This window comes from Thalassotalea fusca (genome assembly GCF_053485835.1).
This window is the reverse complement of sequence record NZ_JBQRUN010000002.1, coordinates 37,769-57,805: the sequence shown is the minus strand read 5'-3', so window position 1 is coordinate 57,805 and position 20,037 is coordinate 37,769. Positions and strand designations below refer to the sequence as shown.

At 42.7% G+C, this 20,037-nt stretch carries 17 protein-coding genes; 14 read left to right on the top strand and 3 right to left on the bottom strand.

Annotated elements, in window-relative coordinates:
* The first annotated feature begins 252 nt into the window (after nucleotides 1–252).
* From ACSLUK_RS02655 to ACSLUK_RS02610, 10 genes are all read left to right on the top strand, one after another.
* The gene (locus ACSLUK_RS02655) at nucleotides 253–2,919 is read left to right on the top strand and encodes a beta-N-acetylhexosaminidase (RefSeq protein WP_448546965.1); all 2,667 of its coding nucleotides are present in this window, start codon (nucleotides 253–255) and stop codon (nucleotides 2,917–2,919) included.
* A gap of 150 nt (nucleotides 2,920–3,069) precedes the next feature.
* Nucleotides 3,070–3,675 carry a DUF938 domain-containing protein gene (locus tag ACSLUK_RS02650; RefSeq protein WP_448546964.1) on the top strand — a complete coding sequence of 202 codons (606 nt, stop codon included), beginning with the start codon at nucleotides 3,070–3,072 and terminating at the stop codon, nucleotides 3,673–3,675.
* 147 nt (nucleotides 3,676–3,822) lie between these two features.
* A complete protein-coding gene (locus ACSLUK_RS02645) occupies nucleotides 3,823–5,301 on the top strand; it encodes a 2-hydroxymuconic semialdehyde dehydrogenase (protein ID WP_448546963.1) in 1,479 nt (492 codons plus the stop codon).
* A gap of 17 nt (nucleotides 5,302–5,318) precedes the next feature.
* On the top strand, nucleotides 5,319–5,750 hold the full coding sequence (locus ACSLUK_RS02640; RefSeq protein ID WP_448546962.1) for a RidA family protein: 432 nt from the start codon (nucleotides 5,319–5,321) through the stop codon (nucleotides 5,748–5,750).
* A gap of 3 nt (nucleotides 5,751–5,753) precedes the next feature.
* On the top strand, nucleotides 5,754–6,311 hold the full coding sequence (locus tag ACSLUK_RS02635) for a 3-hydroxyanthranilate 3,4-dioxygenase (protein ID WP_448546961.1): 558 nt from the start codon (nucleotides 5,754–5,756) through the stop codon (nucleotides 6,309–6,311).
* Nucleotides 6,308–7,336, top strand: coding sequence for an amidohydrolase family protein (locus ACSLUK_RS02630; RefSeq protein ID WP_448546960.1), 1,029 nt, complete (start codon nucleotides 6,308–6,310; stop codon nucleotides 7,334–7,336). Before ACSLUK_RS02635 ends, ACSLUK_RS02630 begins: the two co-directional genes overlap by 4 nt.
* 13 nt (nucleotides 7,337–7,349) lie before the next feature.
* Nucleotides 7,350–8,636 carry a kynureninase gene (gene kynU / locus ACSLUK_RS02625; protein ID WP_448546959.1) on the top strand — a complete coding sequence of 429 codons (1,287 nt, stop codon included), beginning with the start codon at nucleotides 7,350–7,352 and terminating at the stop codon, nucleotides 8,634–8,636.
* The gene (locus ACSLUK_RS02620; RefSeq protein WP_448546958.1) at nucleotides 8,636–10,012 is read left to right on the top strand and encodes an FAD-dependent oxidoreductase; all 1,377 of its coding nucleotides are present in this window, start codon (nucleotides 8,636–8,638) and stop codon (nucleotides 10,010–10,012) included. Before kynU ends, ACSLUK_RS02620 begins: the two co-directional genes overlap by 1 nt.
* Nucleotides 10,009–10,857, top strand: a complete 849-nt coding sequence (gene kynA, locus ACSLUK_RS02615) for a tryptophan 2,3-dioxygenase (protein WP_448546957.1) — start codon at nucleotides 10,009–10,011, stop codon at nucleotides 10,855–10,857. The genes ACSLUK_RS02620 and kynA overlap by 4 nt, the downstream gene beginning before the upstream one ends.
* Nucleotides 10,858–10,958: 101 nt before the next feature.
* Entirely contained in the window at nucleotides 10,959–11,879 is a 921-nt protein-coding gene (locus ACSLUK_RS02610; protein WP_448546956.1) for a LysR family transcriptional regulator, read from the top strand.
* Between the two features lie 126 nt (nucleotides 11,880–12,005).
* Here the strand turns inward: ACSLUK_RS02610 and ACSLUK_RS02605 are convergent, their stop codons facing one another.
* The gene (locus tag ACSLUK_RS02605) at nucleotides 12,006–12,866 is read right to left on the bottom strand and encodes an alpha/beta hydrolase (protein WP_448546955.1); all 861 of its coding nucleotides are present in this window, start codon (nucleotides 12,864–12,866) and stop codon (nucleotides 12,006–12,008) included.
* Nucleotides 12,867–12,978: 112 nt separating this feature from the next.
* A complete protein-coding gene (locus ACSLUK_RS02600; protein WP_448546954.1) occupies nucleotides 12,979–13,440 on the bottom strand; it encodes a TlpA family protein disulfide reductase in 462 nt (153 codons plus the stop codon).
* A gap of 171 nt (nucleotides 13,441–13,611) precedes the next feature.
* Here ACSLUK_RS02600 and ACSLUK_RS02595 point away from each other — a divergent pair, with 171 nt between their 5' ends.
* Nucleotides 13,612–14,088, top strand: a complete 477-nt coding sequence (locus tag ACSLUK_RS02595) for a hypothetical protein (protein WP_448546953.1) — start codon at nucleotides 13,612–13,614, stop codon at nucleotides 14,086–14,088.
* On the opposite strand, the gene ACSLUK_RS02590 is transcribed toward ACSLUK_RS02595, so the two are convergent.
* A complete protein-coding gene (locus ACSLUK_RS02590) occupies nucleotides 14,069–14,455 on the bottom strand; it encodes a magnesium transporter CorA family protein (RefSeq protein ID WP_448546952.1) in 387 nt (128 codons plus the stop codon). The two genes, ACSLUK_RS02595 and ACSLUK_RS02590, sit on opposite strands and share 20 nt — an antisense overlap.
* 305 nt (nucleotides 14,456–14,760) lie before the next feature.
* Here ACSLUK_RS02590 and ACSLUK_RS02585 point away from each other — a divergent pair, with 305 nt between their 5' ends.
* The 3 genes from ACSLUK_RS02585 (at nucleotide 14,761) to envZ (ending at nucleotide 19,901) form a co-directional block, all read left to right on the top strand.
* Entirely contained in the window at nucleotides 14,761–17,670 is a 2,910-nt protein-coding gene (locus ACSLUK_RS02585) for a TonB-dependent receptor plug domain-containing protein (protein WP_448546951.1), read from the top strand.
* A 206-nt stretch (nucleotides 17,671–17,876) separates the two neighbouring features.
* Entirely contained in the window at nucleotides 17,877–18,602 is a 726-nt protein-coding gene (gene ompR, locus ACSLUK_RS02580) for an osmolarity response regulator transcription factor OmpR (protein WP_448546950.1), read from the top strand.
* 9 nt (nucleotides 18,603–18,611) lie between these two features.
* On the top strand, nucleotides 18,612–19,901 hold the full coding sequence (envZ, locus tag ACSLUK_RS02575; RefSeq protein ID WP_448546949.1) for a two-component system sensor histidine kinase EnvZ: 1,290 nt from the start codon (nucleotides 18,612–18,614) through the stop codon (nucleotides 19,899–19,901).
* Nucleotides 19,902–20,037: the final 136 nt, after the last annotated feature.

Sequence of the window (20,037 nt, the reverse complement as noted above, 5' to 3'; positions counted from 1 at the left end):
TTTACGTAGTACGCTAAGTTGATATTATGGTTATAAATTTACGTTGTAAATCAATATGTTTACTTTTTGTTTACATGTTTAACTGTTTTAAAAGTTACTTCGCTTTCACGTGTATTCTTTTCTGAGTTAATTGGATTTCATTGACTTGAACTTTAAAACGCGGCGGTTAATGTTAGCAAAATAGTTAAAATTACAACGTCTTTGTAGCGATGGGAAGTCGCGCTTAATTATCTTGGATAAATGATACGACATATGACAAATCGACGATTAAAAGCAGCTGCGCTGTGGGCGCTAGCCTCCGTGTTGGTAATTACCGCGTGCTCCGAATTCAATGACAAAGTACAAATTCAAAGAAACGTCTCGGTTGCAGCGTTGAGTATGCAGGAGCAACTCGACGAACTGGCTAACGGCTTAATTGTTAAACACCGTTTTATCAGCAACGTCGTCAAAGACTGCCCTGATGATAAAGGAAAGCAGGTTGAACAATGTTACCTAGCAGAAATTAGCCTACGAATGGCTAAGCCTTTTTTGTTACACGGCTGGGCGTTGTATTACTCCCAAGTGTATCCAATGTACGCATATGAAAGTGACTCGCTAACAATGGAGCACCTCAACGGAGATATTCACCTAATCAAGCCTAATGACAACTTTACCGGATTTCAGCCTGAGCAAGTACAAACGGTAAAGCTATGGGTGAAGTCATCACTTATTTCTGAATCGCAATTGTTTCCTAATTACTGGGTTGGCGCAGGATCATTAACGCCTAAGGTCGTTGCCAGTACTAAAACCAAACGAGATCCAGAAACAGGTCTAGAAATTCAGCCTTATGTGGTACCTTTTGACGACTTAGCTTTGCAGACAAAGTCGACCGCAAATGATATTAATCAACCAGCGACAGCTGATTGGTTATATGACCATTACCCAACGAGCTCGTTGGACGCAAACGACGTAAAGTTTCAGCTCATTCCAACACCTAAAAAAATCACTCTAGCCAAAAATCCACAGATTCTCTCGATAGCAGGTGGCATTCAAGTTCAACTAAAAGGATTCGAGCGCCATCAATTTGAAGCCGCGTTTCAAAGGTTAGCTAAATTTGGCGTGGAACAGCGAGCAACTGGAGTTCCGTTGCTAATTGAACAATTCGAATTGAGTTTAAAAGACGGGAGCTATCGACTGTCAGTAACTGAAAAAGGCATCAGCATTCTAGCGAGTGAAGCCAGTGGTGCCTTTTATGGTCTGCAATCGATAGCTGCGTTGATTAACATTGGCTCATTAGCGCTCCCGCATCTTGAGATCATAGATGAACCTCATTATGTCTATCGTGGTCAGCACTTAGATGTCGCACGAAACTTTCACAGTAAAGAGTTGGTGATTGAATTAATCCAACAAATGGCGGCATATAAGCTCAACAAACTCCATTTACATCTTGCTGAAGATGAAGGGTGGCGACTTGAGCTGCCGACTTTTCCAGAGTTGACCGAATTAGGTGCAAAACGGTGCATGAATTTGAGTGACACATCGTGCTTACAGCCGCAATTGGGCAGTGCAGCAAGTCCAAAACGCGATGGTTATTTTTCGGTGGCCGATTACATCGAAATCTTGCAAGTTGCCAAACAACACTATATCCAAGTGATCCCTTCGCTTGATATGCCCGGCCATTCTCGCGCGGCAATCAAAGCAATGGAAGCGCGATATCAGCACTTTATGGCTCAGGAAAATGAAGCAGAAGCGATGCGTTACTTGTTGTCAGATTTAGCCGATACCACGCAGTATCGCTCGATACAACATTACACGGATAATACGATCAATGTTTGTTTGGAATCATCGTATCGCTTTGTCGATAGGGTTTTGGAAGACTTGATCTCATTGCACGAAAAAGCAGGACATCCGCTGACTACCTATCATATTGGCGCAGATGAAACAGCTGGTGCTTGGGTGGATTCGCCAGCTTGTCAGGCGTTAATTGCTGATGAAAATAATGAAGTAAATGACATTAAACACCTAGGCGCACATTTCATTGAGCGTATTTCTCATATGATCGCATCGAAGGGAATTGCGGTTGCAGGATGGAATGATGGCTTAGGCGAAACTCAGTTAGCACGTATGCCGGAAAATGTGTCGTCATATATATGGGGAACTTTGCCTCACGGCGCGCATCAGCTGGTAAGTGAGCAAGCAGGTCGCGGCTGGCAAATAGTGCTCGCCATTCCGGATGTATTCTACTTTGATTTTCCTTATGAAGTAGATCCTAAAGAGCGTGGTTATCATTGGGCGTCTCGCCGCGTTAACAGTCGTACGGTATTTAATTTTATGCCTGACAACTTGCCCGTGCATGCTGAATTTCGGGTAGATACACTAGGGAGGCCATTTGTATCTGACGATAGAGTCACAATTGATGACAACGGCAATACCAAACATCAGCCACTGCCTGAAGGCTATCAAGTGTCAGGTATCCAAGGGCAAGTCTGGAGCGAAACAATACGTAGTGATGAACAAACAGAATATATGCTGTTTCCGCGAATGCTTGCTTTAGCAGAGCGTGCTTGGCATAAAGCTGACTGGTCTGTGCCTTATGATTACGCGGGAAAAATGTACGACAGCGCCACTGGCGTATTCAGCGAAAAAGCTCGGCAACAACGTGATCGAGCATGGGAATTATTCAGTGCAACGATAGGCTTTAAAGAGTTAGCAAAGCTAGAGCAGGCGAACATATTTTATCGTTTGCCGACGGTAGGTGCCAAAATATTCAATGGCAAACTGTATGCTAAGTCGCCAATTATCGGGCTACCTATCGAATATCGAATCGACGGTGGTGCTTGGCAATCTTACCATCAGCCCGTGGCGGTTTCTGGTCAGAGCGAAGTGCGGTCGCGTGCTATTGACGGTCAACGAGCGGGTCGCAGCTTAGATGTTTACTAGCTTGATTATGCGGTATTAGAAATGCTTACGCCAATGAACAAACTTAGTTCCGCAAGCCATAGAATACTAATTAGGTAAGCCAATTGTATTGGCAACTTCGCGTTAGCTATTTATGATTAGGCGTAATTCTAACTATTATTAGTGTGCGCTATGCCTTCATCACTTATAAATTACTCACCTTCCTGTGAACGTAATCAATCGCCCATTTTATCAGTACTACAGCCATACTTAGATGAGCAGGCACGTGTACTAGAGATTGGTAGCTACTCTGGTCAACATGCAATATATTTTTGCAAACACGCTTTAGTAAACGTTTGGCAAACGAGTGACACAGCGCAATACGTTACTGATTTAGCATTAAATCTAAACCTGCATTCTCAGCCCAATCTAATTGAACCACTATTGGTCGACGTTGCCAAACAGAGCACGTGGCCACAGCAGGATTACAATCGTGTTTTCACGGCTAACACCTTACATATCATGTCGTGGTCTTTGGTTAAGCAGTTCTTCAAGTTAGTCGAACAAGTACTAGAACCTTCTGGGATGTTATTCGTATATGGGCCGTTTAATTACGGTGGCGAATTTACTTCCAAAAGCAACGCCGACTTTGAGCAATGGTTAAAGCAGCGAGATCCGGCAAGCGGTATTCGTCACTTTGAGGATATCGTTGCGCAGGCTCAACTACGTTCTTTGCGCTTGGTTGAGGACATCACTATGCCAGCTAACAATAGAATGCTTATTTTTACCAAGAGCTGAATCTTACAAAAACCGCTTTGCTAATCTGATAATACATTCATAAAAGTTATCGATTAATAAAGTTTATAAAATTATCCTTATTGTTTGTGAGGCGTTAAAGTCGTTTGCATACTACACTTGAAAGTGATTTAAGCGAAAGGCATAACGATGGCCAGTTCACTCACAAAAAATCTAACTAAGCTCACGCATTATATTGGTGGGCAATTTGTTGATCTAGAAAACTATTTTGACAATATTAATCCTGTAAATGGACACATTATTGGCCAAATTTCCGAAGCTGATGAATCCTTGATAAATCAAGCTGTAACTACTGCAAAACAAGCCTTGTCGGGGCCTTGGGGACGCATGAGTGTGCAGCAACGTTCGGCATTACTGCACCGTGTGGCTGACCGCATGTTGGAGCGCCAACAAGAGTTTATTGAAGCTGAAATTGCCGATACCGGAAAATCGCTATTTCAAGTAGAAACCATTGATATTCCACGTGGTACGGGTAACTTTCGTCACTTTGCCGACATGGCAAAGTTTCAGCATGGTGAAACGTTTGTGACTGAAACGGCTACAGGTGAAAAAGCGCTAAATTACAGCGTGAATAAGCCGCAGGGTGTTGTCGCTATTATTTCCCCTTGGAATTTACCTTTATTGCTCGCGACATGGAAAGTAGCACCAGCCTTGGCTTGCGGCAATGCGGTAATACTGAAACCATCCGAAGAAACTTCATCAACGGCATTTTTACTGGCTCAGGTGATGGATGAAGTAGGTGTGCCTGCTGGCGTTTTCAATCTAGTACTTGGCCGTGGTCATCAAGTGGGTGATCTATTAACCCGTCACCCAGACATAGATGCGGTAACCTTCACCGGCGCCTCTGCAACTGGGCAAAAAATCATGAAGTCTGTTGCGCCTACAGTGAAGCCATTGTCATTTGAGTTAGGCGGTAAAAACGCGGCGATTGTTTTTGATGATGTCGATTTAGAAAAAGCGGTCAAAGGCGTTGCGCGTTCAACGTTCACCAATTGTGGTCAGGTGTGTCTATGTACCGAGCGGGTATTTGTGCATCGTCGTATTGCTGAACAATTCATTGAAGGCTTAGTTGCCGAAGCGCAAGCAATAAAGATTGGCTACCCTAAAGAGCAAGACGTGTTTATGGGGCCACTGGTCTCAAAAACTCATCAACTAAAAGTTTTAAAATTCTATCAGCTCGCCAAAGACAATGGTGCGCAATTTCACTGCGGTGGTGGTGTCCCAACATTTGCCGACGAACGAGACAACGGGTGTTTTATTGAGCCCACTGTGATCAGCGGTTTGTCAGATGATGACGCTATCAATCAGCAAGAAATATTTGGTCCCATATGCCATGTGTCGATTTTTGATGACGAAGATGAGGTCATCGCACGCGCTAATCATAGTGATTATGGTTTGGCATGCGCGATATGGACCGACAACTTATCGCGAGCGCATCGTGTTGCACCGCAAATAGATGTTGGCTTGGTATGGGTTAATACATGGTTTTTAAGAGATTTAAGTGCGCCATTTGGTGGTGTAAAACTCTCAGGTATTGGGCGAGAAGGCGGTAAGCACTCGTTCGCATTTTATTCAGAACCCGTCAATATTTGTATCAAAATTGACTGAGTTACGAGGGATTATTCATGCAAGTTGAAAGTAATGTAGTTGAAGGAAAAGCCACGCCACGAGGGAAGTTTCCTCATGTTAAGCGAGCAGGTGATTTTATTTTTATTTCGGGAACCAGTTCACGGCTACCAGACAATAGCTTTGCCGGTGTCGCTGTTGATGAAATGGGCACCACTGCGCTGGATATCAAAGTGCAGACCAGAGCGGTTATCATGAACATTCAAGATATCTTACGCTCGGTTGGCGCAGACTTGACTGATTTAGTTGAGATCAGCACATTCTTAGTCAACATGAACGATTTTGGCGGTTACAACGAAGTATATAGCGAGTTCTTTGATTACGATGGGCCTACACGTACTACTGTTGCTGTCCATCAATTGCCTCATCCGCACCTGTTGATTGAGTGCAAGGCAGTGGCGTATAAACCGCTAAACAAAAACGGGGAGTAACTAATGAAAGCAAAACTCGCCGCATTCAATTTTCAGCAGTGGATTGAAGATCATAGACACCTGCTTAAACCGCCAGTAGGCAATGTGCAAATTTGGCAAGATACCGACATGATGGTGACGGTTGTCGGTGGCCCCAATCAGCGCACGGATTTTCATGACGATCCGGTGGAAGAGTTTTTCTACCAACTTAAAGGCGATATGTTGCTTAAAGTTATTGAAGACGGAGAAGTACGTGATGTTTTCATTCGTGAGGGTGACATCTTTTTCTTACCGCCCCACGTGAGGCATTCCCCACAGCGTCCCATGGAAGGCAGCATCGGCTTGGTAATCGAACCTAAACGACCAGAGGGTATGAAAGATGCGTTTGAATGGTATTGTTTTGAATGTAATGCTCTGGTTCATCGCAGCGAAGTGCAATTGAAATCTATCGTAGATGACCTTCCTAAACTATATCAAGCATTTTACCAAGATGAGCAGGCAAAAACTTGCCCTGAATGCGGCGTCGTTCATCCAGGAAAAGAACCGCCTGTGGGCTGGGTCACGCTTGAGGAAAACGCATGAAAATAGTAGATATTCATTCGCATTTTTTTCCAAAAACGTGGCCAGATTTAGCTGAAAAATTTGGTGGTGACGATTGGCCTTGGTTGCGCCATGAGCAGGTTGAAGAAAATGCCTTGATTAAAAACCAATATGCCAAAGCGATGCTAATGAAAGGCCAGCAAGCATTTAGGCCTATTTACGCTGCCTGTTGGGATGCTCAGGTGCGAGTAGAAGAAATGGACAAGCATGGCATTGACCAACAAATTATTTCTGCAACCCCTATTTTATTTGCTTACGAACGCCCAGTGGCGCAAGCAGAATATTGCGCTCAGATATTTAATGATGCGGCAATTGAGATTTGCCAACAAGCGCCCGGCCGTTTGTTTTCAATGGCGCAAGTGCCACTGCAAGATGCCGATGCAGCCTGTCGTGAAGCAAGCCGTGCCAAGGCTTGTGGTCATGTAGGGATTCAAATAGGCAACCATATTGGCTTGCGCAACATGGATGATGAAGGGGTGATTACTTTCTTACAACATTGTGCCACTGAAGACATTGCTGTGTTTGTTCACCCGTGGGATATGATGGCGGCCGAGCGTACCAAAGATTATATGATGGGCTGGACCGTTGGCATGCCAGCAGAAACTCAGTTGTCTATCGTGTCACTTATTCTTGGTGGCGGTTTTGATCGGGTTAGCGACAAACTCAAGATTTGTTTCGCGCACGGTGGCGGCGCTTTTGCATTCTTATTGGGGCGTCTAGATAATGCGTGGCTACATCGTGATATAGCGCGTGGCAAATCACAGCACTTGCCGAGTAGCTATCTCAACCGTTTTTATCTTGATACGGCGGTATTTGATCACGACGCGTTACAACTGCTGGTTAATAAAATGGGCGAAGATCGTCTGATGTTTGGTACCGACTACCCGTTTCCGTTGGGTGAACAACAAATGGGCCAACTGATCAAAACCGCGCCGAGCTTATCAGACAGTACTAAGCAAAAACTACTCGCCAACAACGCGCGACACTTCTTCTCTTTAGACCAATGATTTTGAGCACACTATGAATTTTGAAAATACCCAGGCATTTGCCGAGCAACTCGATCAACAAGACGAATTGGCCAGTTACCGTGAAAAATTTCACCACCCCGTGATTAATGGTAAGCAAGTGCTTTACTTCACTGGCAACTCGCTGGGACTACAACCTAAAGCTGCGCGAGACTACGTAAATGTTGAATTGGACGATTGGGCCAAGTGGGGCGTTGAAGGGCACTTTCACGCAACTAACCCATGGGTTAGCTACCATGAATTGTTAACGCCGGCCAGCGCGCAATTGGTTGGTGCCAATGAGTCTGAAGTTGTATGCATGAACTCGTTAACGACTAATCTTCACCTCTTATTTGTGTCGTTTTATCGTCCTGATACGCAGCGGTTTAAAATTATTGCCGAAGCGAAAATGTTTCCGTCAGATCGTTATTTGCTAGAGACGCAGGTGCGTCATCATGGTTTCGATCCCGACGAAGCGATTGTTGAAGTGGCACCACGTGAAGGCGAACATTTAATTCGCGAAGAAGATATATTGGCCGCCATCAATCATCATGCCGATGAGCTCGCTTTAGTGTTCCTTGGCGGGGTTAACTACTTCACTGGTCAGTTGTTCGATATGAAGAAGCTCACAGATGCTGCACACGCAGTAGGCGCATATGCGGGTTTTGATTTAGCACACGCGGTTGGCAATGTTCCGTTGGCGTTACATGATTGGAATGTCGATTTTGCCGCTTGGTGTACTTACAAATACCTTAACGGTAGTGCAGGCAATGTTGGCGGCATCTTTGTGCATGACAAGCATGGCCAAAATACGGAGATTCCTCGCTTTGGTGGCTGGTGGGGCCACAACAAAGAACGTCGTTTCTTAATGGAAAATACCTTTGAACCTATGACGGGCGCCGAGGGCTGGCAATTAAGCAACGTGCCTATTATGGGCATGGCAGTATTAAAATCATCACTAGACATTTTTCAGGAAGTGGGGATGGAACGATTGCGCCGTAAGAGCGAGCAGCTCACAGCCTACCTTCAATTTATTTTTAATACCGTCATCGACAAATATCCTGATATCAACCTAGAAATTATTACCCCGAAAGAGCCAACTAAACGTGGTTGTCAGCTCTCTGTGAAGCTTATTGGTATCGATAAACGATTCTTTAAGGCATTAACTGACAGTGGCGTGATCGCTGATTTTCGTGAACCTGATGTCGTGCGCTTGGCGCCGGTACCTTTGTATAACAGCTTCAGTGATGTTTATCAGTTTGGCCAAACATTAGATACCCTACTGGCGGCATGGGAGCACTAATGACTACACGTAAAGAGAGTATCGCCATCAATGGTGCAGGACCCGTTGGTTCGCTATTGGCGATAATGTTGGCAGAAAAAGGCTATAAGGTTGATGTATTTGAGTCACGACCTGACTCGCGAAAATCAAATATTTATCAAGGAAAATCAATCAACTTGGCGTTATCTGACCGTGGTTGGTTAGCGTTGGAGGCAGTGGGCGTTGCTGACAAGATTAAAGAGAACGCTATTCCGATGTATCGTCGTGTTATGCATGATGTGCAAGGTAATTTAACAGAGCAGGCTTATGGCAAAGATCATCAGGCTATTTGGTCGGTGTCGCGTTCAGGGATTAACGAGGAGCTAGTGTCGCTGGCTGAACAACAGCCGTCAATTGATATTCATTTTGAGCATAGATTGTCACAATTAGATTTTGAAACGAATAGTGCTGTGTATACCCGTCAAGGAAAGCAGCATAAACAATTTCAAAGTGACATTGTTTTTGGCGCTGATGGTACGTTTTCAAAAGTGCGCCGACTAGCACAAGAGTTACCCAAACAGCGTATTAGCTACAGTTTGGACTACATGCCGCAAAGCTACATTGAACTACATATTCCAGCTGGTGAAAACGGTGAGCATTTGATGGAGAAAAATGCTCTGCATATTTGGCCACGAAAAAACTTCATGCTAATTGCATTGCCAAACCCTGATGGCTCTTTCACCTGCACGCTATTTATGGACTACGAAGGTGATGTGTCATTTACAGCATTAGACAATGAACAGGCGGTAACGCAGTTTTTCTATGAGAACTTTGCCGATGCCATGCCGTTATTGGAAGACCCCATAGCCGCGTTTATGTCACGAGAGCCTGCACCCTTGTGTTTGGTTCATATTTATCCTTGGATTATTAATGAAAGTGTCGCCTTAATAGGTGATGCTGCGCACGCAATGGTGCCATTTTATGGGCAGGGCCTTAATTGTGGCTTTGAAGACTGTCGTGTGCTGAGTGAATTGGTGGAAGTGCATCAGCATCAATGGCAGCAAATCTTGTCGGCCTATCAACAAGAGCGTAAACCCAACGGTGATGCTATCATCGAGTTAGCTCAACGAAATTTTGTTGAAATGAGTGATTTAGCAGGCGATGCGAGTTTCTTACTGCGCAAAAAAATAGAAGCAGAATGCCACAAACGATTTCCCGACTTATGGGTACCACTCTATTCGATGGTGACCTTTTCACCACATACTAGTTACCAAGAAGCCTTACGCGTTGGTGATATTCAAAAACGTATAATGGACGACATCATGGCAAGAGAAGATATTATTGAAACGTGGCAAGACGATGCGATTTATCAAATCATAAAACAACAGGCGACTAAGCTCATTGGAGGTGAACGATGAGTTGTCCGTACCACAAAAATCAACGCGAACTAGAAGAGGGTATACATACAGATTTCAAAGATGACATGTCTTATGCTGACTATTTATGTTTGGAACAGGTGCTGAGTGCGCAAAAACCTTTGTCTAGCCAACATGATGAAATGCTGTTTATTGTCATTCATCAAACCAGCGAGTTATGGCTAAAACTAGCAGGTCATGAGTTATCGGAAGCGATAGTTAACTTACGCGCCGGTGACTTTGGTCATGCGTTTAAAGTTATCTCGCGAGTAAAGCATATTTTTAACCAACTCACACAGTCATGGCATATTCTTTCTACCTTGACTCCTGTTGATTATCTTAAATTTAGAGATGCTTTAGGCCACTCATCAGGCTTTCAATCACATGGCTATCGTAAGCTTGAGTTCTTGCTGGGCAATAAGAACGAGAAGATGTTAGCTGTACATGAAGCGAATCCAACAGCGCATAGTGAATTGAAACAAATCTTAGAACAACCCAGTCTTTACGATGAAGTGATCAAAATTCTCGCGCAACATAAACTCGGCATTGATACTGAAATATTGTCTCGTGATTTTAGCCAACCGTATCAGGAAAATACGTCAGTACTAAAGGCTTGGTTGGCTGTGTATCGTGATGAAGATAAGTATTTTGAGTTATATGAACTAGCAGAAAAACTCATTGATATTGAAGATGCTTTTCAACAGTGGCGATTCAAGCATATGTATACAGTACAACGGATCATTGGCCATAAATCAGGAACTGGTGGCTCTTCTGGTGTAGGCTTTTTGCGTAAGGCGCTAGACATCAGTTTCTTTCCTGAATTATTTGCATTGAGAACACATTTGTAAAATTTTTGACGAAACTTGTTACAAATCAGCCGAATAAGCTGCTTTTAAAAAGTTGTCTAGTTAGTTAACATCGGACTAAGTTCTGGAGACCTGCTAGTTAGATGGATATTTCAAAAAGTCAGCTGAATATCAGTCATTTAAAGATGATTTGTGAATTAGAAAAGCATGAAACGGTGAAGGATGCTGCTCAGGCGCTATTTATTACGCAACCAGCGCTAACTAATCGCATTCGAGAAGCCGAACGCCGTTTAAATACTAAGCTTTTCATACGTCGTGGTCGAAAATTGATCATGTCAAATTCTGGCAAACGTTTGTTACATTCTGCAAAGAAAATCTTGGAAGAATTGGCGCGTGCAGAATATGATATCGCCCGTCTTACTGATGGCGTAGAGCAGGTTATGCGTGTGGGTTTGCCTCATTATGCATCATTTCGTTGGCTGCCTAATGTTGTCGAGCAGTTTCGTCTTGCCTACCCTACGATGGAATTAGAGATCAGTGCAGAAGCTGCGACATCACCACTAAATGCCCTGTACAATGGTGATATTGATGTGGCAATGATCTCGAGTGCTAATAAAACTCTACAGATTGATGACACCAGTTTTCATTCAGATTTTCTCCTAGAAGACGAGCTGTTGGCCTGTATTGCTAATCAACATCGCCATGCAAAGCGTGACTTCTTGTTGCCGATGGATTTCAGCGACGAAACTTATGTGACTAATTCAACTGTTCCTGAAAAAGACCGTGAATATGAGCTGTTTTTTAAGCCAGACAACGTGATACCACGTAAAGTGCTACAGGTAGGGTTTAATGAAGCCATACTTGAGTTGGTTAATGCCAATATGGGCGTGTCGATATTCTCAAAACGACAAATAGAACCTTATTTAACCAGCAGTAATATTCGCACCATTCCACTGGGGCAACAGGGGCTGAATATTTATTGGCATTTGGTCTATATCAATCAGGAATCTTTTATTAAACCTGCGCGATTACTTACTGAGGTGCTTAAAAAGCAAGTCAATTAATGACGAGGTATCAAGCCACTTACTGATGGCTTCACGTGAGTGATCTGCTTTCATGTTTGGTCTGCTTGGTTTCAATTGTCCCACTTGCTTGCTTGGTTAGTAGTAAGTTATGAGACAAATTTGGTGTTAGTCAATTAACTGCATTTGTTTAGCTGCTTGCTTAAACAGCCAACTATTATTATCGGCGAGATCAAGGATAACGTCGAAGTGGTTTCGATCGGTTATTTCATGAAGAACGGCTTCGTGATCATTTTGCCTCAGTTGTTCAAAGAACTGATTGCTTTGTCGTTTAAATTCACCTGTTTCGTTATCGCCGTATGCAACAATGCAATGACAGCCTCTTGGCCACCGTGATACATGATTAAGAGGACTGTTTTGGCTGGTTTCCTGTGGCGTTAGCTGTAGCGGTTCGTTAATGTATGTTAGTTGAATTGGGGTTAAATCATAAACACCACTTACAGCACAAATGCCCTTAATCGGTAGCGTGCTATCGAGTACGCACATGGCAGCCAGATGCGCACCGGCAGAACTGCCAGAGAGATAAATTTCATTCTTGTCATAGCCAAAAGTATCTGCATTATCCCTGAGCCATGCCACAGCAGCACGACATTCAGTCACAATATCAGATAAGCTAGCATTTGGGGCCAGTGTGTAATTGATGACGGCAAAGTGGACACCATGCTGTTGAAAGTTAGTTGCCGCAAAACTTGATTCGTCTTTGGATAACTCTTGCCAGTAGCCACCATGAATATACACATGCAATTTTCGGCATGTGCTCGTAGTAGGCATAAAAAGATCTATCGTTTGTGCTGGTTTATTGCCATATGAAAGGTTTGCTCTAATGCTGTGATTGTTAGTGGCGATCAATTTGGCCTGAGCACTTTGGTCTATATAGCGAGTGATAAATTCATTGATGTCATCGATGCAGCTACTGGGAGAGTATTCAGTGGCGAGTTGTTCTGCGGTGAAACCATGATAAAGCGACATTCGTGGACCCTCTTGGATATCAGCTATCAATATAAGCGCGATAACAAATAAAGGTAAATTATATTTATTTGTCTAATTGATAATTTTGCTGAATGTTAATTGGGTGGAATTATCAAATGCTGGTGCGCAGTAGCTCATCAATCTCTTTCTCATATTGTGCTTGTTTATCTTTATTGAAGCCGACATGTGCTTTGACAATTTTTCCTTGTTTATCAATTAAAAAACTACTTGGCATCCCACGGAGCTTGAATTTACGCGTTAGTTTTCCTTTCGCATCGTAGAAAATAGGAAAACTGGCAGGGTATTCTTTCAAAAATTGTTCGGCAAATTCTGGGTTGGCGTCTAAATTAACGCTGAACACAGTAAAATCTTGCTGTTGGTATTTTGTTTGTAAATTGTTCAGCCAAGGAAATGATTGTTTGCATGGCGTGCACCAAGACGCCCAAAAATCCAAATAGACGACTTTGCCTTTATATTGCGCCAATTGTCGTTCAAACTCAGTTACAGTATCTGCAGTGGCTGACAGAGAAAGTATAGCCATCGTGGTTATCAAAATTTGGCGAATATTTTTCAATTGTTCTTCCTATTTAACAAGGTGTTGATTTATTCAACGACAAATCAATTCAAATGTCTAATTGAAACTCATATTTCTATTACATAATCTAACTTAAAACCAAACTTATAATTGCCTATAATGAACAAATGAAACGGATTTCGATATAACTAATAAATTCGAGGGGGAATCGTGCGGTATTTTATTCAGTTAATGTTAGCTTTTTTGATTAATTTTCAGGTAATAGCGTCTCAAGAAGATGTGGAGATGGATGCTGAACACAAAATGTGGCTACAAGAAAAATTTAGTGATCAACATCAATCACTGATCCCTATTGTTGCTGTCGCAGATATGTACTTTGCTTGTAATCGCGATCGAAACATCGAACCTGCTCGTTATCCTGTTGCGAAACTTGTGATGCAAACAGACAAAGACGAACTGGCGCAAAAGCTCTCTCATTGCTTAGGGAAACAAACTGTGAAATCGGAAGTAGCGGTAAACTACGGGTTACAAGGATGCTTTGAAGAACAGCTAAGTCGCTTTCCAAAGAAGGAAAAACAGCAAAAAATGGCATTGGTGAACAAAGCAATTGCTTCGTTATCACTTGAAGAAAAGCAAAAGAGCTTTAGTAAATGTGTAACGCAGCAAGCTATTCGTTACTTGCGTTAGATTTGTTTTTGACGTGATTGCCGTTGTCATTAAACGAGCTTGGAAGAATTTCAACACCAACCCATTTTCCCAATTTAATGACAATGGGAATCGTAATCGGCGCAAACGGCAGTATGGCAAAAATACCAAGACCTAACCCTTTAAGCACATCCAAAAATTGTTGGTTAGCAACTTTCATTTCTTCTGGCGTCGCTTTTCTTAAGGTGTAGCGTTTATAGATCGCTAGCATTTCTTTCGTTTCTTGCTTTTCTTGAGCAAGCGCATGCTTTACCTTTAACAGCTGGCGTTTTAGTTGGTACAGCTGGCGTCGCTTCGAAATGCTCGCAACACGCCTTGGCGCTTTGAAAAAATGAATCCAATATTTCATTGATCTATTTTCACACATTTTATAGTTTAGTAACAGCAAGTACTTTTTAATTTGCATAACGGCTAGGAATCTTTACAGCCGAACAAGCCAAATACAGTCGAGGGTTTAATGGAACTAATAGCTCGCTCTTTCCCACATTTGTACAAATATTTGTCAAAAAAATTTTACAGCTTTACGCATCTAAAATAAGGCCTGTTTTGTGTGGGATAGTATCTTAGATACTGTCGTGATATGTTCAAATAACCTTCATATATTAACAATATTTATACAAACAACGAAGGCAATCAATTATTTAAGGGTTATCTATGACAATAATAAACATGCAAAAAGGCAAGCTATCTAGAGCCGTTAGCTTGGCTTTGTTTTCTGCGGGCGCGTCGATAGGAACGATGTCACCAGCATTCGCACAAGAAGCGGCAGAAGAAACAGAAACCATTGTAGTGACAGGTTCGAGGATCCAGCGTTCGACGGCGGCTACACCTACACCAACAACAGTATTAGATGCGGCGCAAATTGAGCAATTAGGTTATAACAATGCGGGTGATATTCTGAATAGCCTACCTGCATTTTCAGGCAGTGTTGGTAGACGTAACTCTATAGCGCGGGATTCAGGATTGGAATTGCCAAACTTACGAGGCATGGGAACTAACCGTACGCTAGTATTAGTTAATGGTCGTCGTCACGTAGGCAGTCAAGCAGGTAATTCAGCGGTCGACGTTAGTACTATTCCTGCCCAAATGATAGATCGTGTAGAGGTGATTACTGGCGCGGCATCAGCGGTATATGGTGCAGATGCGGTATCAGGTGTTGTCAATTTTATTATGAAACAGTCATTTGACGGGGTTAAGTTTGACGCGAGATACGGCGAATCAGCTGAAGGTGATGGCGAAGAAACTATCTTTAGTATGTTGGCTGGTACTGAGTTTAATCAAGGAAAAGGTAATTTATTGTTTTCATTTGATTATACTGACCGTAAACAGGTAAGAAATGAAGACCGTGACTACGCGTCAAGAGGACTTTATTGGCAGCCGAATCCGCTAAATAGTGGATTAAATGATGGACAATATGGAAGTTACTTAATTGAAAATCGTAGAGTGCTCCCTTTAAATACGGCGGGTATTGTCTCACCAACGGGGTTTGGCTTTTTATTTTTTGATCCTGTTGTGGGACCTGTATTGGGTTATCAACCTATTGGAGAGCTACCTGCGCAAACATTCGATGCTGACGGCAACTTGATACCATTTGAAAGAGGAGCCGATTGCATTCGTATTAACTGTTCGGGTGGTTCTGGATTTGGAACGGACGCATATGATGTTATTAGTGTACCGACTGAACGCATGATTGCGAGTATTGTTGCGAACTATGAGTTGTCAGATGATCATCGTATTTTCGCTGACATAAAATATTCAAACACAACGGGAGAAAATACATCACAACCTTCTTTTAGTGATGGTGTATTTGGTCCAGTTATACAGGTAGGGATCGAAAACCCTTACTTACCTGAAGAAATTCGCAACGCAATGGATGGCGCTGGGCTTCAACAAGTCGTTGTACATAAAGCACATGACGATCTTGGCAAAATGCCTACGGAAAACGAATTTGATGTTTATCAACTAGTTTTTGGTGCAAGTGGCTATTTGACTGAAGATATTTCGTATGATTTTTATGTACAGCATGGTCAGAGCAAGGGGAAAAATGCACAGTTAGATCGCTTTGTTGATCGGTTTGTACAATCACAGGATGCGGTGCTTGATAGCAACGGCAATATTGTTTGTCGTGATAGCAGCGGAGGATGTGTGCCGTTAAATCCATTTGGCGTTGACGCCGCCTCTCCTGAAGCTGTTAACTATTTGATGCGACCAACAGTAACAGATACTAAATTAGAACAAACCGTTGTTAACTTTTCAATTAACGGCGATATAACTGAACTACCAGCAGGGACATTGCAATTTGCTGCAGGTTTGGAGTATCGCGAAGAAAAAAGTGAATCAATTCCTGAAGACATCTTGCTAGTTGGGGGCGAAACAAATAATACATGGGACGGCCCACGAGTGATCGTGAAAGGTAGTTACGATGTAGCGGAAATCTTTGGTGAGCTTAGGGTACCGTTGCTTGCCAACAAAACACTTGTTGAAGAGTTAACGCTAGAAACCGCCGTCCGTTTTTCTGACTATAGTACCGTAGGTGAGCAAACAGCTTACAAATTTGGCTTGGACTGGGTTGTTAATGAAAGCATACGGTTCAGAAGCTCTTATGGTTTAGCGGTTAGAGCGCCAAATGCGGGCGAATTATTTACACCAGAAAATCTAGAGTTTCAGCGCGTAAATGACCCTTGTGATCCTAGTCAAATTAATTTGGGTATTAATCCAAGTTTGAGGAAATCAAATTGTGAAGCGCTTGGCATGCCAGAAAACTTCGGTTCTCTTGCTAATGGTGCAACAATGAAGATTTTGGTGCGCGGCAATGAAGACTTAGATCCCGAAGAGTCAACCTCAACTACAGTAGGTTTTGTTTACACACCTAAATGGGCAGACAACTTATCTATCGGTGTAGATTATTGGGAGATGAGAATTGAAGAGGCTATTACTGCGCCGAGTGGATCGAACATAATAGCGAACTGTGTAGACTTTGATATGGAGGGTAATCCGTTCTGTCCACTAACTACACGAACAGAGGATTTCCAAATTGGTACGATATCTAGTCAAATTATCAATGTTTCGGAGTTAGAGGCATCAGGTTACGATGTAGAAGCTAATTACCAGTTAGATATGGGTGAATCTGGCAGTATCTTGCTCAACCTAGTTGGTAGCCATTACAAAAAGCGTGATCAAGTAATCGATAGAAACAATCCTAATGATATTGTTAAACAAGTTGGCATAGCTAATGCTCCACGTAATCGATTCAATGCTAACGTGACTTATCGATTAGAAGATTGGACAGCGCATTTGTCACTTAATTATTTGGGAAGCTCTAGAATTTCCTACGGCAATCCAGACGACAGCGATCCTATCTATGATAGAGCAAATCATATTGATTCAGTGATTTATGCGAATATTCGTACGGCTTATCGCTTTGATGAATCGTTAGAGATCTATCTCGGCGTTAATAACTTAATGAATAAAGAGCCTCAGGCAATACCTGAAACCTATGGCGGTTCAAGTGTATATGACGCCGTTGGCCGCTCTTATTATTTAGGTGTTAACTATGAATTTTAGTAAATTGTAATATCGCCCAAAACTTAAAGCGTCGCTTAAATGCGACGTTTTTAATTTTGTACTAGCCAAAATTCCATTGAGTGATGGATAATTTAATAAATTGTAACAAATGCAAGTAATCAGACACAGACTTGCTTTGTTAAATCGATTGAAAATGACTTATAGTAGCTATAATTCAATAACAATAGTTCAGCATGGGTGCCTCTATGGGACAAGAAACACCAAAAGTATTAGTTGTCGATGACGACATGAGATTACGCGCATTATTGGAAAGATACCTTGTAGAGCAAGGATTTGTTGTTCGTAGTGCGGCTAACTCAGAGCAAATGGATCGCTTACTGGAGCGTGAAAATTTTCATCTACTCGTTTTAGACTTAATGTTACCAGGTGAAGATGGCTTATCGATTTGCCGACGATTGCGCCAAAACGCTAACGATATTCCGATTGTAATGTTAACGGCAAAAGGCGACGAAGTAGATCGCATTATTGGCTTAGAGCTTGGCGCAGATGATTATATGCCTAAGCCTTTCAACCCTCGGGAGTTGTTGGCGCGTATTAAAGCCGTGCTTAGACGTAAAGTTCAAGAAGCGCCAGGTGCGCCGTCATTGGAAGAGAATATTATCGAATTCGGTGAATATCAGCTAAATCTTGCAACGCGTGAAATGAAAAAAGGCGATGAAAGCATGCCGCTAACCAGTGGTGAGTTTGCCGTATTGAAAGCGTTGATTACACATCCTCGAGAACCGCTATCTAGGGATAAGCTGATGAATCTAGCTCGGGGCCGTGACTACTCAGCATTAGAACGTAGTATCGATGTACAAGTGTCGCGCTTAAGACGCATGTTGGAAGAAGATCCTGCTAAGCCTCGTTATATTCAAACGGTTTGGGGACTCGGCTATGTTTTTGTTCCCGAAGGAAAAGCGGTCGCCTAAAACATTATCATGAAAATATTGCCACGTAGTGCGTTCGGGCAAACCATTCTATTGATTGGTGTATTGTTACTAATTAATCAGGTCGTGTCGTTAGTATCAATCGCCAATTATATTCTCCAGCCTAATTATCAACAAATTAATCAGTTGCTTGCCAAACAAGTGCGGGTTGTATTTATTGATGCCGGAGAACCTGTGGTAAGTCGAGCGATGGGGGAGGCGTTTCAGCGTGAAACCGGTATAGGTGTCTACTTAGAAGAAAAGGCAATTCCGCTTGGCCTAGGTGAAGCAAAATACTTTGAATATCGCTCGCTCGAAATGTCTGAGTTACTTGGTGGTCCTGCGGAAGTAAGGATTTCTCAAGGTGACGAGTATCTGTTTTGGATTAGGCCACCACAAGCCCCGAACCTGTGGGTAAAGATTCCACTAGTTGGCCTTGAAGAGGCAAGCCTGTCACCGCTAATTGTTGTGTTGATGATCTTGGGGGGCCTCAGTGTTATTGGTGGCTGGTTGTTCGTACGTCAATTAAATAGACCGCTGAAAGCTTTACAGCATGCCGCACACCAAGTGGGGCGTGGGGACTTTCCTGAGCCGTTAAAAGAGTCTGGCACAACTGAAATTGTTGCCGTAACCCGGGCGTTTAATCAAATGTCTCGTGGTATAAAGCAATTAGAAGACGATCGTAATTTACTTATGGCCGGTATTTCTCACGATTTAAGAACACCTTTGACGCGTATTCGCCTCTCCACTGAAATGATGTCTAAAGACGACGAATTCTTAAAGGAAGGGATTGAGGGTGACATCGATGATATGAATTCGATTATTGATCAGTTCATTGATTATATTCGCCATGACACCAGTGATAAGACTGAAGACGTTGATCTAAATGAATTAATCAATGATGTTGCCAATGCAGAAAGTGTTCAAGGGAGAAACATTCAGTTTTCGGCTGCGGATATTCCAACAGTAACTGTTCGGTACATTGCCATAAAGCGGGTGGTGGCCAATTTGGTGCAAAACGCGATTCGCTATTCTGAGGCAGATATTAGTATTCAAACGGGGATCACTGAAAACGGTAATTACGTTTACTTTGATGTTAACGATAATGGCCCAGGGATTCCTGACGAAGATATGGATAGGTTATTTCAACCTTTTACTCAAGGAGATAAGGCTCGTGGTACCGAAGGAAGTGGTTTGGGATTAGCTATTATTAGGCGTATCGTGGATACCCATGGCGGTCAGGTGATTCTTTCCAATAGGGAAGAAGGTGGTTTACGCGCGCGCGTATTGCTGCCATTGTAATAGTATTAAGTTTTCCATTAACGGCCTCAATCACATGGTTTTGTCGTTTGGTTTGTCAGCTTAATTAATACCAATCCGTAGGACATAAAAAAAGCCGCTTAAGCGGCTTTGTTGGTATTAAGAGGCATTTAACTGA